Raw genomic sequence first — 14211 nt, forward strand, 5'->3', positions numbered from 1 at the left:
CGCTGTCGCACCCGCTCGTGCGGTGACGCGTCGACACCCTCCGGGCGCCTCAGCACCCGCCGTCCCTAGCCGCTCACTCGGACCGAGGGAGCGGCGGAATCGATCACGACATGGAACCGAACCCGCCCAGCGGTGAGGGGGTCCTGCCTTCTCCTCGGACGTCTCCTCGCGCGACGCGACCCAACAACCGGACTCGGATCCTCGACGCAGCGGTCCGTGTCGCGGCGAGGGAAGGTTCTGTTCGCGTCACGCTCGAAGCGACTGCCGAAGAGGCTGGGCTGACACGCGGTGGAATGATGTACCACTTCCGCGATCGAGCCGATCTCGCCCATGCTCTCCAGGAGCACGTCGCGGCCGGCTGGGAAGCCCAGCTGATCGACGTCGCGGGGAAGACCGCGGACGAGGCCACCTTGACGGAGCGCGTGAGTGCCTACGTCGCCGTCGCCCTGACGCCGTCGACGCACATGCAGATCGGACTCCTCCAGGCCACGGGCAGCGACACCGCTCTCCGAGCGCCGGTAGCGGAGGTGCGCCGAAGGTGGACGCCCTCCGCAGAGGAGACCGCGACCGATCCGATCGCTCTCCGCCAGTTCATCGCCTGCCTTGCGGCTGACGGCCTGTGGTCGCACCACTCCCTCGGAGGCGATCGGATACCGGACGACACTCGAGCCGCGGTGATCTCCGAGATCATCCAGCTCTCCAGCACGGGGTGATGCACGAAGGGCGCGTTCCGGCGTGAGGCGGGTCCCCCGCCCGCCTCACACTGCTGAGGATGCAGCAGCGACGGCGTCCTCGAGGAGCGCCGCCACCGCCTCGCGCCGCGGCAGCACGGTCGCGAGCGCGGCGCCCATGACGGTCGGCGATGCCTCGTGCTGCCCCGGAGCGCTCGGGACGCGGTCGGAGGCGACGCACGTGTCGAAGTCGCTCCACCTGGAGCGTCACCGACACGACCGGTCCGACGACGGCCGACCAGGAGACGTCCCGCGTGCGCCCGCACTGGCACTCCGCTCGTCAGCGGGACAGCAGCGCGACGTGGATCTCCTCGGCGAGGAGGTCCAGCGCTCTCGCGTGGGACGCCAGGAAGGCCCGGCCGTCGCGCGTGATCGAGAAGCGCTCGATGCGCTGCAGTGCGGTCCTCCTGCCTCTCTCCAGGAGCACCAGGCCCCGGCGGGAGAGCCGGAGGAGCCGCTTGCGCACCTCGAGGACCTCGACACGGTCGCCGGAGCGGAGGTCGAGGACTGCTCGCAGGCGGGTCTCGTCGCGGTTCTCTCCGGTCGCGAGCGCGATCAGGATGAAGACGTCGATGCTGCAGTCGAGCCCGCAGGCTCCGCAGCGGTTCGTGCACCGCGCAGAGCGTGCCAGGGACACGAGGAATCGATCGAGGCGCATCACGGGTATCTCCTGGGGAACGGCGGTCTCCTGCTGCAACGAGAGGAACGGGCCGGACCGGTCACGGTCGGCCCGCATCCGGGAGTCCGCTCAGGAGAGGTTCGCACATCAGCGATCGGTCCGGACAGCAGGATACGGCCCGATCGCCGCCCCGGTCCGCAGCCGGTGGTGATGCCGCCGCGGCGGGATCGTCGGGCGATCAGGGTCGAGGACCCGTCCGAACGGCGCAGGGGGGCTCAGGAGAGAGGGAGGGCGTTGCCGTTGATCAGCAGGAGGTCGTGTCCTCCGACCGCAGCTGCGCTGCCGGCCGCTCCGTCGTCCTTCTCCTCGGTGAGGGTGTGCGACTGCGCGACCTTCGTCAGCACGGGCCCGATGGTCGGGACCGTCCCGGTTCTCACTCTGTGGTGCATCTCGTCGGTCGTCCTTCTGAGGTGGCGGCACTGCAGGGCGGCGCAGTGCCGGTCGGGGGCGGGGCGACGAGGGAGCGGGCGATCGTGGCGCCCGCTCCCTCACCGTCTCAGCGGCAGCTGCGCGCCGGGTAGTCGACGCTCGTCTGCGTGCTGACCGTCTTCCCGTCGACGACGGCCTTTCCTGTCGCGGCCACCGACCCCGCGGGGATCGAGACCGCTCGGGTGGTGACGGCGCTCGACGCGGACGATCCCGGAGCGACTCCGGTCACGGTCTTCGAGCCGAAGGCGGTGACCGTCGTGATGTCCATGATCGAGCGGCTGTCGTTCTTTACCACAGTGGTCAGGACGACCTTCCCGCTGACGCAGCGGGTCGACGCCGTGGCTGTCACGGTCAGCGGCGACGTGACTGTGACCTTCGCGGTCACAGTCCGGTTCGCGGGTGCGACCTCCTCCGTCGGCGTCAGATCGAAGACCGGCCGGCCGTCGGCGGCGTAGTGGATGCGGGCGAGACGGGTGTCGCGGCCGTCACCCCCGACTCCGTTGCCCCAGGTGTGGTAGACGTACACGTCGTTGCCGTCCTCGTCCTGGGTGACGGCTCCGTGGCCGGGACCCTGCTCGTAGGTGCGGTAGTCGAGGACGCCGTCGGGCATGGGAACGCTCTGCAGGAGCGGGGCGTCGTACTTGGTCCAGCTCGCGATGTCGGTCAGGTCACTGCCCTCCTTCGCCCAGGCGCCGCCCACGATGTACTTCGGGCTGACGCCGCTACTGGAGTAGACGAGCGTGATCCTCCCGTCGCGCTGGATCGCGAACGCTCCCTCGGACAGGTGGTCCTCGAACGTCAGCGAGGGCACGATGATCGGGGTCGGCTCGCCGATGACGCGGGTGGGGTTCGCGGGATCGACCTTGGCGATCCAGGTCGCCGGGTCGCTCACTCCGTTGTCGACGTAGCGCTGGGACCAGGCGTAGTACGCAGTTCCACCGGACTCGAAGTAGGTCATGTCGAGGCTGATGTTGCGTCCCGTGCCGGGGCGTCCGAGGGCGCTCCCATCGCTCTTCACGACGGCGCGCGGCGCGCTCCAGTCGGAGGGGTTCGCGGGGTCTCCGCCGTCGCGCAGCTGCATGATGTGCGCCTGCACCGTGAACCACTGACCGTTCTGGTTCGACTGGTCGTTGTCCGGGTTGAAGCACGGGGCGAACAGGATGGAGAGCTTGCCGCCGATCTCGTGGATCTCGGGGGCCCAGTAGCAGCCCGCGATCACCTTGCCCTCGGCGGTGCGGTCCATCCGCGTGGTGCGGTTGAGGAGGTCCACCTCACGGGCCCGTCCGCCGTTGTCGTCGCTGAGCTGGTCGATGCTGTCGGCGACCCGGATCGGCAGGTGCTGCGAGGCGACGTTGTTGTTGTTCGTGTCGTCCGTGGCGGTGAAGAGGTACTGCGTCTTCCCGTTGCGCTCGTAGCGGTAGATCGTCGGATCCGCGCGGTTGTAGGCGAACGGCTCGTTGTACTGCCGCTGGCGGACGGTCCCGGAGAGGTCGTACGTTCCCGGGCCCTTCGCGGCGAGGTCGGCGAGCTGCTGCTGGTTCCAGTCGATGCCGAGGCTGCCGGTCGAGCCGTCGTTGTAGGAGAGCTGCGCCTTCACTCCGGACAGGGCGGAGGTGTCGCCCTGATCGATCGTCTGCGGTGCGACCGAGGATCCGGTGTTGACCGTGCGGCCGAACTTCTTCACGAGCGAGTCGGCGACGGAGCCGGAGACCGTCAGCGCGCCGCCCGGCAGAGCGTCGGCGACGCGGCCCGGGACTCCGGAGAGGTCGGGAGCGGCGACGGTGGCGGGGCTTCCTCCGAGGACCGCACCGCGGTTCCCGTCGGTCACGACGACGCTGCGACGGCCGCCGTCCTTCGGCCAGAACGCCTGCGCGCGGAGCTCGGTGCGGGCGAGGTCAGTGACGGTCGTGTACTTCGCCGCCCCGGAGGAGTCCGTCCAGGAGACGAGGTAGCGGTTCTGGTCCGTGTCGAAGACGGCCTTCGGCGCGACGACGCCGCCGGTGGTGCCGAGGTCGATGAGGCCGAGCTCGGTGAAGTCGGACGCGGTGGCGTCCGTGGCCTTGAAGATCAGAGCGCTCGAGGCCCCGGTGCCGTCGGACGCGCCCGACTGCAGGACGCGCGTGGCGATCACGCCGACGGTGCCGTCGGCGAAGGTGAACAGCGAGGGGTTCGCGAGGCCGCGGTTGTCGGCCTTGTCGGTTCCGAGGAAGACCCCGTCGGCGAAGAGGACTCCCGAGTTGCCCGAGAGCGGTGCTGCGTCGGCGACGGACGAGCCGAGTGCCAGGTGGAGGCCGCGGGCGATCGTGTCCTGGTTCGCCTTGTCCTCGCCGGTCGGCGTCCGGGTGTACGACACCACGGTCTTCGCCGTGGAGGCGCTGAGGACGGTGGTGCGGAAGGTCTTCGTCAGCGTGGTGGCGCCGACCTTCACGGAGGCGGTGAGCGCGAGTGCCCGGTCGGTCGCCGAGTCGTTCACGAGGCGGCTGCCGGACAGGCCGGCACCGTCCGCGCTCCACGACACGGTGTAGCCGGCGACCGTGGGAAGAGCGGTTCCGGAGGCGACGGTCGGCGGGACGACGAGGGCCGTGCGCAGGCGCGCCGTGGCGTCGGCCTCGGTGTCGGCGGCGACGGTGACGGTTCGCGCGGTGCCGGTGGCGGCGGATCCGGCGAACGTCGCGGTCGGGGTCAGGGTCACGGTGGCGTTCGCCGAGCCGGGTGCCGGGCGGCGCACGGAGCCGTCGGTGCCGATCACCGCGGGGTCGCTGCTCGCCCAGGTGAGGACGGAGCCGCCCGCGCCGCGGGTCGGGAGGGAGAGGTCGCTGGTGACGGGTCCGGTCACGGCGATGGTCGCCGCGGCGGCGTCCGATGCAGCGATCGCGGCAGCGGCCGGAGCCGCGTCCTCGCGCACCTGGTCCTGGGTCAGTGCGGAGGAGTAGACGTGCACGTCGTCCATCGCCCCGGCGAAGAGAGGGTCGGGGCCGTAGAACGACTTGCCGAGGAGGCCGGAGAAGGCGGAGGTGCCGACAGTCGCCGCTCCGGTCGCGGAGGTCGGGGTGGTCTGGGCGAGCCGGCCGTCGACGTAGGTCGAGACGCTGACGCCGCTGCGCAGGACCACGGCGACGTGGCTCCAGCGGCCGGTGGCGGCGGGACCGGAGTCGGCCGCGCGCTGCTCCGAGCCGTTCTTCACGGCACCGATCAGGCTGCTTCCGCACTGGGGCGTGGTGAAGAGGTACCGCTCGGTCGACTGCCCGAGCGCGTACGCCCAGCTGCAGTTCTGGTTCCCCTCCCAGCGCAGCCAGGCCGACATGGTCACGTCGGTGGTGGCCGCCGTGGTCAGTCCCGGCGCGATCTCGGCGTAGGCGGCGGAGCTGCCTGCGGCGCCGCCGGGGAGGCGGAGTGCGCGGTCGGTGCCGCCGCGCGGACCGGCGACGGTCGTCGCTCCGGTCCCGCGCACGGTGGCGGAGCGGCCCGCAGCGGAGTCGGTCAGGGTCGTGCCCGCGCCCACGGCGGAGCCGACGGCGGCGGACGAGGAGAAGTCGTAGGAGAGGACCGGGCTGGGCACCGCGGCCTGTGCGGGTGCCGCGCCGAGCGCAGCCCCTCCCGCTGTCAGGCTCGCGGCGACCAGGAGGGCCGTCGTGCGTCGGAACCGCATTGTTCGTCTACTTCCGTGGGAGAGGTGGATGCGGGGAGCACGGACCCAGGGTCCCTGCTCCCCTGCTCCGGTGGCCGGAGGCCCCGGAACGGAGGAGGTCAGGGGAGGGGCGGCTGGACGCCGCCCCTCCCCTGTCACCGGCCTAGCGGCAGGTGAGCGCCGAGTACGGCGCGGTGGCCGTCCTGGTGCCGTTCGCGTCCTTCGAGGCGACGCTCACCTCGCCCGCGGTGACCGAGGTCGCCCGGGTGGTGAAGGCGGCGGACACGGACTTGCCGGGAGCGACCCCGGCGAAGGTCCTGCTCCCCCACTGCGAGCCGACGGTCATCTCGACCGTGGAGCCGCTCGTGTTGGTGCCGGTCGCGGTGACCGTCACCTTGCCGGCGACGCAGCGGCTCGCGGCCGAGGCCGTCAGCGACGGTCCGGGAGGAGCCGTGGCGGTGATGGTGGCGATGGCCGGCGTCGCTGCCGAGTTGGCGAGCTGTCCGCGCACCTGCACGGTGTCGCCCGCCTTCTTCAGCGAGCTGAGATCGGCGGTCGCCCACGTCACGGCGACCGTCTCGCGGTGGCCGTCCTTGAACGTCGCGCCCACCGTGGCGGGCAGGTCGACGGTGGTCGATCCGGCCTGAACGGTCCGCGCCACGGCGTCGATCGAGGTCACCAGGAGCGACGGGTTCCACTTCGCGGCGAGCCCGTCGCGCTCCTTCGCGGTGATGGAGACGACGGATCCGTGGCGGGGCGACGTCGGCAGCGAGAAGCTGCTGGGGATCGTCCACTGGATGTCGCCCTCGAGCGAGTTCGTGCCGAGCGGGATGTAGCCGCGTCCGCCGTAGTTGTCGGTCCAGAGGAAGTACTTGTACCCCGCCCGGTCGCCCTCGTTGGTCTTGAAGATCTCGGGACCCTCGACCTCCGGCGTTCCGGCGGTGCGGCCGATGCAGGTGTCGATGAGGCTCCACGCACCGGAGGCGGTGGTGGCGCGGAGGTTCGTCGACTTCTGTCCGATGATGTCGGGCGAGGGGCAGCCGCTGGTCTGGGTCGCCTTCGTGAAGCGGTAGTAGGTGTCGCCGTCCTTGAGCATCGTGGCGTCGATCAGTCCGTTGCTCTTGTTGAGCGAGGGGACGTCAGCGGCCTTGAACCAGACCTCGGGGGTGGTGAAGTCGCGGAAGTCGCGGGTGGTGGACGTGAGGATCTGCGGTCCGTTGCCGTCCTCGACGTTGCGCGTGCTGTCGGTGAAGAGGGCCGAGGTCCAGTAGACGACGTAGGCGTCGATGGTGGGGTCGTAGGTGGCCTCCGGTGCCCAGGTCATGCCCGCGTTGGGCAGGTTGACCTCGACGTGGCGCTGCTGGCCCCAGTTGACGAGGTCGGTGGACTCCCAGATCTCGAGGTAGCGGCTGCCGCGGTTGGTCGATCCGCCGAAGCCGGTGGTGCCGACGGAGAGGTCGGTGGCCATCAGGAAGAAGCGGTCGCCCTCCTTCGAGCGGAAGACGAACGGGTCGCGCAGCCCCTTCGTGCCCATGGTGGAGGTGAGGATCGGCTGGGCGTCGTTCAGGGTCTTCCACGTGAGCGAGTCGTTGCCGTCGGAGGTCGCGAAGCGGATCTTCTCGCCTTCGATGCTGTCGCCGGTGAAGTACGCGAACAGGTACGCGTCGAGGTCGCTCGCGGCCACGGGAGCCGCGGCCGGAACGGTACGCGTGAGGGTCCGCACGAGGGGCGTGGTGCCGGCGACGGTGACCGTCGCGGTGAGGGTGACGGTGGTGTCGGCGGACGGACGCGTGAGCGAGCCCTTCGCGACGACGTTCGGCGCGGTGCCCTTGTCGGCGGAGGTGATGACGGCCTCGTTCGACGAGGTCCAGCTGACCACGGCGCTGGAGCTGTTCGCGCGCGCGGCGGTGGCGGCGACGTCGGCTCCGGTCGAGGGCAGGTTCAGGCTGCCGCGCACCGGTCCGGCGAGAGCGGGATCGTTGCTGATGCCGTCGGCGACGGCCCGGGCGAGCTCGGCCTCGGCGCTGTCACCGGCGGCGTACGCCGGGACGAAGACGGTGGTCGCACGGCCGACGACGGTGATGCCGCCGTGGACGGCGGTCGGGGTCAGCGTGACGGTGGCGTCCGGGCTGCCCGCGGCGGGCCGGGTGACGACGCCGCTGGTGCTGACGACGCCGGGGGCGCTCGACGTCCAGGTGATCGTGGAGCCGTTGGCGCCGGTCGTGGGGAGTGCGAGGTTCGAGGTCACGTTCGAGGTGTCGCCGAGCGAGACGGCGGCGTCCTGGTTCGCGAGAACCGAGTGCACGGATGCGGCGCTCTGCTGCACCTGGCCGGCGGTGAGCGCGGAGGTCCAGACCTGCATGTCGTCGATGGCACCGGCCCAGTAGGCGTCCGCGCCGTAGAACGACTTGCCGAGGAAGCCGGAGAACGTGGACGTTCCGATCGCGGACGCGGCGGTGAAGGTCGTGCTGCCCTGGCCGACGAGAGCTCCATCGAAGTAGGTCGAGACCGACTGGCCGCCCTTGACGACGACCGCCATGTGCACCCAGCGGTTCGCGGCGACCGGAGTGTTGCCTGCGGCCCGCACCTCGGAGCCGCTCTTGATCGCGCCGAAGCCGGCCGGTCCGCACTTCGTGGTGGAGAGGACGTGGGAGTCGACGCTGGAGCCGAGCGTGAAGGGCCAGGTGCAGTCCGGAGCACCGCTCCAGCGCAGCCAGGCGGACATCGTGACGTCCTGCGTGCCGGCGGGGATCAGGCCCGGGGCGATCCGGACGTGCGGCGCGGCCGACGTGCTCGATCCGCCCGGGAGCGAGAGAGCGCGGTCGGTGGAGGCGCCGGAGGGACCCGCGACGCTGGTCGCGCCGGAGTTGATCAGGGTGCCGGGGTGGTTGCCCGGAGCGGAGTCGGCGACGACGGCTCCATTGGCGAGCGTCGCGCCGATGCCGTCGAACGAGTACTGCAGCGCGGGAGCGGGGACGGTCTCTGCGGCGCCGGCGGCGCCGATCGGTCCGAGTACGCCGCCGAGGCAGGCGATGGCGAGCGTCAGCGCGGCGCCCGCTCGGGGGAGGCGTGAGCGCCGGGTGCGCTCCTGCCGGGGGGTTCGTGACATGGGGGGTCCTTCAGGTGAGGGGTCGGAGGGGGAGGACGGAGCCCGCGCGATCGGCCGGCGGAGTGGTGAGTCCGGCGTCCGTCTGGCGGGGAGGGAATCGCCGGAAGGCGGCCCGGGACGCGGGCCTGGCGACCCGTGATCGGGAGGCGGAGGTCGACGTGGGTGCGAGGACGAGACGTCGCGCGCTGCGGGCGCCGACCGCGGTCACCGCGTGGAAGGTGTCGGCCGGGCCGACAGTCATCGGGGCCGGGCGTGGGCCTGCGGCGGGAGGGTGCGGCGGGAGGGTGGTGCTGTCGTCATCATCGACGTTCCTCTCAGGTTCGCCTTCGAACCGGTCGGAGTGGGACGCGAGGCGCGAGGACGCGCTTGCCCACTTCAGGTGACACCGTACCGACTTTTGTTAACGGTAACAATGGCGGATTCCCGGGCGATGCCGCAGCGACGGCGGGTGTGAGCGCTCTCTCCCTGCGAGCACGGGGATCCGCGTGGACGGATCACCCTCGCCCGGCGGGGCTCGGACCGGATCCGCTCGAGACCGGCACTTGACACCGGCTCCGCGACCGGTCGATGGTTGTCCACGTCAACATGCAGGTCGTGATCAGCTTCCCATCCCACTCGGAGCGTCGGCGCTGACGCGTCCCGCGGCGGGACGACCGGATCACCATCCCGGTCGCTCCGGCGCATCCTCTGCCGTGCTCCGATCCCTTCGGACACGGCTCCTTCCTGCGACCCTCATCCGCGTCCCTTCGGGGACGCCGGATGTCTGTGAAAGGCACCCATGTCCCGGACAACGAAGTCCCACCCCTCCAAGCGCCTGATCGGCGCCCTGATCGCGGCCGTCGTCGGCATCACGACCTTCGGCATCAGCTCGCCCGCCTCTGCAGCCACCGCCCCGGTCGGCCTCGGATCGGCGCAGGAGATCCGCAACCAGCACAGCAGCATGTGTCTCGACGACTTCGACTTCGGCACTCAGCCCGGAGCCGAGGTGCGGCAGTGGAGCTGCACCGAGGGGAGCAACCAGCGCTGGCAGGTCACCGACCTCGGCACCGGCTACGCCGAGATCAAGAACACCTTCAGCAACCTCTGCCTCGACAACTTCGACTTCGGCACCACTCCGGGCTCGGAGGTGCGGCAGTGGAGCTGCAACGGAAGCACCGCCCAGCAGTGGCGGATCACCTCCGTCGGCGGAGGCTACGCCGAGATCGCCAATCGGCACAGCGACCTCTGCCTCGACAACAAGGACTTCCGCCAGATCGACGGCTCCCCCATTCAGCAGTGGACCTGCACCGGCTCCAAGGCCCAGCGCTGGGCACTGACCGATCCGACCGTGCAGAAGATCACCTGGACGCTGAACCGCGTCGCGAGCCCGACCGCGGACGAGGCCGACGCCTACGCCCGCATCACCGACGCGATGGACCGCGCCGTGGCGCGCTACAACCGCCTCAGCAACATCTCCCGCTCCCTGACCGTCTCGTACAGCCCCGGAACCCCGACGGCCGATGCGAACATCTACGGCCAGATCCGCTTCGGCAAGGAGCGCGTCTACATGGTGGAGGGCACCGCCATGCACGAGATCTCGCACACCGTGGGCTTGGGCACGTCGACCACCTTCAACACGAACTGCGAGAACAGCAGCTGGGACTCGGCCCTGGCACTGCTGCGCACCTGGGACGGACCGGACGCGACAATCCAGTGCACCCCGGGTCACATCTTGAACTACGGCCTCAACTACAACAGCGAGTTCAGCCAGCTGAACCTCGAGCGCCACGTGAAGCTGGTGCAGTCCATGCTCAGTGACGGCATGTAGCCGTCACTCGAGGCACGCCCGAACGAGCATCCTCGCCGCCCCTCGCGGGCGGCCGGCGCCGGCGGGGCGGGGAACCAGAGCCCTCCCCCCCGCCGGCGCCGCATGCCCCGATGTCTCCCTCCGGAGGCGCGGGGCAGCGGAGCGCTCGGGAGTCGAGGAGGGCCCCTCGACCGGGTGGTCGCAGCCGACGTGCCGGACGCCGCACCCTGGGGAGGGGGCGTCCGGCACGTCTTCCTCGTGTCGGCGCCGTCCGGTCCGCCGGACCCCCCGGAGGCGCATGACGGGCGGCGTCTGCGGGCGCTAGCGGTTCTGCTCGACGGTGCTCGGCGCGGTCCGGTGCGTCTCCGGCGCCTCCGTGCCGACGGGCTCCGCCTCCCCGCTCGCCGCGGCCTCCCGCAGGTACTGCGCCGACATGACGCGGTAGGAGCCGGTGAGCATCGCCGCGCCGGCCGCGATGATCATGACGACTCCGCCGACCAGGAACACCAGCGCGATCCCCCGGCCGATGCCGTCGCCGAGCAGCCCGCCGAACGCCGAGCGCCCGGCCGGCGACTCCATGTACGGGATGAGCGCGAACTCGGCGATCGGGGCGATGAGGAACGACGTGATCGGAGCGGCGGCCGACTCGAACGCCGCCGCGAAGCCGAAGACGCGCCCCTGGGTCTCGAAGGGGACGACCTTCTGGATCACCGTCTGCTCGGCGGCCTCGACCGCCGGGATCAGGGTCATGTAGATCCAGATGCCGCCGGCGTAGAGCCACCACCAGTCGCGGAGGGTGAAGACCGCGCCGATCAGGCCCATCGCCATCACGAGCAGCAGCATCGTCCGGATCGGGTTCCTCCCGAGACCGAACCTCGCGACGAGCAGACCGCCGATGACGAAACCGGTCGCCGTCACTCCGAGCACCACGCCCCACAGCTCGACCGGGAACAGCTCGAGGCCGTACGGGTCCATCAGCGCCATGTAGACGCCGCCGATCAGGTTGTTGAACGTCGAGAAGACGATGAGCGCGAACAGCCCGGTCGCCGCCCGCACCGCGGTGATGCTGCCGCGGAGATCGATCAGCGGCGCCCTCTCCCCCGTCGGCGCGGGCCGGTCCTCCGGGATGCGCAGGAAGAGGAGGTGCAGGAGCGCGGCGGCGGAGAGACCGATCGCGATCACCAGCGTCCACCCCATGCCGAGCAGGCCGATGGCGAGCCCGCTGAAGACGCTCGTCACCACGAAGGCGAGGCCCTGGACCGTCCCGACGAGGCCGTTCGCGCGGGCGTGCCCCTCCACCGGGACCAGCAGGGTCACCGTCGTGGACAGGGCGATGTTGCGCATGTTCTCGATGACGGCGCCGAAGAGGATCGTGCCCGAGAACACCCAGAACCAGGGGGCGCGGAAGTCCAGGAGCGCCGCCTCGGGCAGCGCGAGGAAGAGACCGCCCGCGACGCCGAACGACACGAGCGTGACCGCGCCGGCGAACACCATGACGCGGAACTTGCGGTGCCGGTCCACGATCGTGCCGAAGGCCATCGCGAAGACCGCGACGAGCAGCATGTAGGCGCCGCCGATGATCCCTGTCGCCAGGACGGAGCGCGTCTCGAGGTACACCCAGAACGTGAGCGCGAACCAGAGGAAGCTCGTCGTCACGTTCGCGACGGCGGTGTTGAGGAGGATCTGGTGGAAGTCGCGGAGCCTCGTCGAGGCGTCGACGGCGGGTCCGGGCACGGGAGCGGTCGAGGACACGGCTTCCCTCCGCTCGCGACGGCGCCGTCGGTCCCGCGGCGGGAGTCGAGGGTCGTCGCAGCCACTGTAGGACCGCGCCGTCGGCGAGTCGAGAGGGGCCGGGCGTCCGGCGGGGATGCGCTGCCGCCTCCCGCGCGGACGCGGGCGCCGCCGCCCTCGCGGTATCTTCCGCTCCTCCTGGACGTGTGCTCCGTCGGCGCCGCGGCCTCACCGGAGGCATCCGAAGCGCCGACGAACCGGCGGTGCGGATCCGGGCGGGGCGGCGAGCGCCGCGCACAGCGCGACGCCGGCCCCTCGGAAGGGAGCCGGCGTCGTGCCCTCGCGGTTCCTGCTATTCGAGCAGCTTGCCCGCGGTGGCGACCTCGCCGCTGATCAGCGCCTGGATCTCCTCCGGCACCGCGGGGATCTCCTCGCGCGTGATCCCCGTGGAGGGCGACCAGACGAGGTTCACCTGGAGGGCCGGGTCGATGTCCGGGTAGTCGCTGCGGTTGTGGCAGCCGCGGCTCTCCCGGCGCTCGAGGGCGGCCTCGAGGGTGGCCCGCGCGGCCATCGCGGCCGACTTGAGGTCGAAGGCGTGGGCGAGGTCCTGGAAGCCGGCGATGTCCGGGTGCACGCCGATGTCGGCGATGCGCGCCTCGATCGCGTCCAGCTCGGCGAGCCCGGCGAGCAGGCCCTCCTCGTCGCGGACGACTCCGGCGTGCTCGGTCATCGTGTTGCGGATCGCGCGCTGCAGGGCGCGGACGTTCTCGGTGCCGTCGGCCGCGAGCAGGCCGGCGATCTCGTCGCGGGCGACCTGGACGGACGCGGCCGAGCGCGTCTGGGCGGTCAGTGAGGCGGAGTACTCCGCCGCCGCCTGCCCGACGATCCGGCCGAAGACCAGCAGCTCGATCAGCGAGTTGCCGCCGAGGCGGTTGGCGCCGTGCAGTCCACTGGAGGCCTCTCCGATCGCGTAGAGCCCGGGGACGTCGGTGCTGTGGTCGTCCGAGCGGACCCAGACCCCGCCCATCGAGTAGTGCGCCGTGGGCGCGATCTCGATCGGGTCCTTCGTGATGTCGAGCATCTGCAGCTCGAGCATCGTCTGGTACACCCGCGGCAGCCGGGTCATGATCGTCTCGCGCGGCAGATGCGAGACGTCGAGCCAGACCCCGCCGTTGGGCGTGCCGCGACCCTCCTTGATCTCGGTGTAGCAGGCGAGGGCGACGCGGTCGCGGGTCGAGAGCTCGAGGCGCTCGGCGTCGTACTTGCCCATGAAGCGCTCGCCGAGGCCGTTGCGGAGGATGCCGCCCTCGCCGCGGGCCGCCTCGGAGATCAGCGTGCCGGCCGCGTTCTCGGGCTCGATGATGCCCGACGGGTGGAACTGGACGAGCTCGGGGTCGCGCAGCCGCCCGCCGGCCTCGACGGCCAGGCGGAACGAGTCGCCCGTGTTCTCGTCCCGGCGGGAGGAGGTGCGGCGCCAGATGCGGTTGTGGCCGCCCGCGGCGAGGATCACCGCATCCGCGTGGATCAGGTAGCGGGTGCCGTCGACGAGGTCGAAGCCGTAGGCGCCGAACACTGCTCCGTCCTCGTTGACGAGGATGCGGGTGACGTACACGGTGTCCAGGATCGGGATCTCGAGCTGGGCGGCCCGGTTGACGAGCGTGCGCTGGATCTCGAGGCCGGTGTAGTCGCCCGCGAAGGCGGTCCGGCGGTAGGTGTGCGCGCCGAAGAAGCGCTGCGAGATGCGGCCGTCGTCCTCGCGGGCGAACGGCATGCCGTAGCGCTCGAGGTCCTGGATGCCGCGGGCGGCGTTGGAGGTGACGATCTCGACCGTGTGCGGGTTGGCGAGCTGGTAGGACTCGGTGATGGTGTCGGCCGCGTGCTGCTGCCAGCTGTCGTCGGGGTCCATCGTGGCGAGGGCGGCGTTGATGCCGCCGGCGGCGAGGGAGGTGTGCGCGTCCGACTTCGAGCGCTTGCCGAGCGCGAGGACGTCCACGCCCGCCTCGGCGAGCTCGATCGCGGCGCGCAGGCCCGATCCGCCGGTGCCGATGACGAGGACGGAGGTGGAGATCCGACGCTCCGGTGCGGTGGTCTCTGAAGTGGTCATGCGTCCACGCTAGG

The 14211-nt window shown here is 71.2% G+C and carries 8 protein-coding genes; 2 read left to right on the forward strand and 6 right to left on the reverse strand.

Features of this window, described 5'->3' with window-relative positions:
• Window positions 1-110 precede the first annotated feature (110 nt).
• Window positions 111-713: a TetR/AcrR family transcriptional regulator gene (locus tag C5C46_RS06150; RefSeq protein ID WP_104226025.1), complete on the forward strand. Its 603-nt coding sequence runs from the start codon at window positions 111-113 to the stop codon at window positions 711-713.
• 298 nt (window positions 714-1011) lie between these two features.
• On the opposite strand, the gene C5C46_RS06155 is transcribed toward C5C46_RS06150, so the two are convergent.
• From C5C46_RS06155 to C5C46_RS06165, 4 genes are all read right to left on the reverse strand, one after another.
• On the reverse strand, window positions 1012-1392 hold the full coding sequence (locus C5C46_RS06155; RefSeq protein ID WP_104249689.1) for a hypothetical protein: 381 nt from the start codon (window positions 1390-1392) through the stop codon (window positions 1012-1014).
• 233 nt (window positions 1393-1625) lie between these two features.
• Window positions 1626-1787 (reverse strand): hypothetical protein, encoded by a 162-nt coding sequence (locus C5C46_RS16815; RefSeq protein ID WP_181067898.1) that lies wholly within the window; start codon window positions 1785-1787, stop codon window positions 1626-1628.
• Window positions 1788-1906: 119 nt separating this feature from the next.
• Window positions 1907-5488, reverse strand: a complete 3582-nt coding sequence (locus C5C46_RS06160; protein WP_104226027.1) for a family 43 glycosylhydrolase — start codon at window positions 5486-5488, stop codon at window positions 1907-1909.
• A gap of 142 nt (window positions 5489-5630) precedes the next feature.
• Window positions 5631-8576, reverse strand: a complete 2946-nt coding sequence (locus C5C46_RS06165) for an immunoglobulin-like domain-containing protein (protein WP_104226028.1) — start codon at window positions 8574-8576, stop codon at window positions 5631-5633.
• 778 nt (window positions 8577-9354) lie between these two features.
• Here C5C46_RS06165 and C5C46_RS06170 point away from each other — a divergent pair.
• Window positions 9355-10383, forward strand: coding sequence for an RICIN domain-containing protein (locus C5C46_RS06170; protein ID WP_104226029.1), 1029 nt, complete (start codon window positions 9355-9357; stop codon window positions 10381-10383).
• A 300-nt stretch (window positions 10384-10683) separates the two neighbouring features.
• On the opposite strand, the gene C5C46_RS06175 is transcribed toward C5C46_RS06170, so the two are convergent.
• Window positions 10684-12114, reverse strand: a complete 1431-nt coding sequence (locus C5C46_RS06175) for an MFS transporter (RefSeq protein ID WP_104226030.1) — start codon at window positions 12112-12114, stop codon at window positions 10684-10686.
• Window positions 12115-12445: 331 nt separating this feature from the next.
• Complete coding sequence (locus tag C5C46_RS06180; protein WP_104224384.1) at window positions 12446-14197, reverse strand: L-aspartate oxidase; 1752 nt, start codon at window positions 14195-14197, stop codon at window positions 12446-12448.
• Window positions 14198-14211 lie beyond the last annotated feature (14 nt).

This window comes from Rathayibacter sp. AY1E6 (genome assembly GCF_002931115.1).
In the GTDB taxonomy this organism is placed as follows: Bacteria; Actinomycetota; Actinomycetes; order Actinomycetales; family Microbacteriaceae; genus Rathayibacter.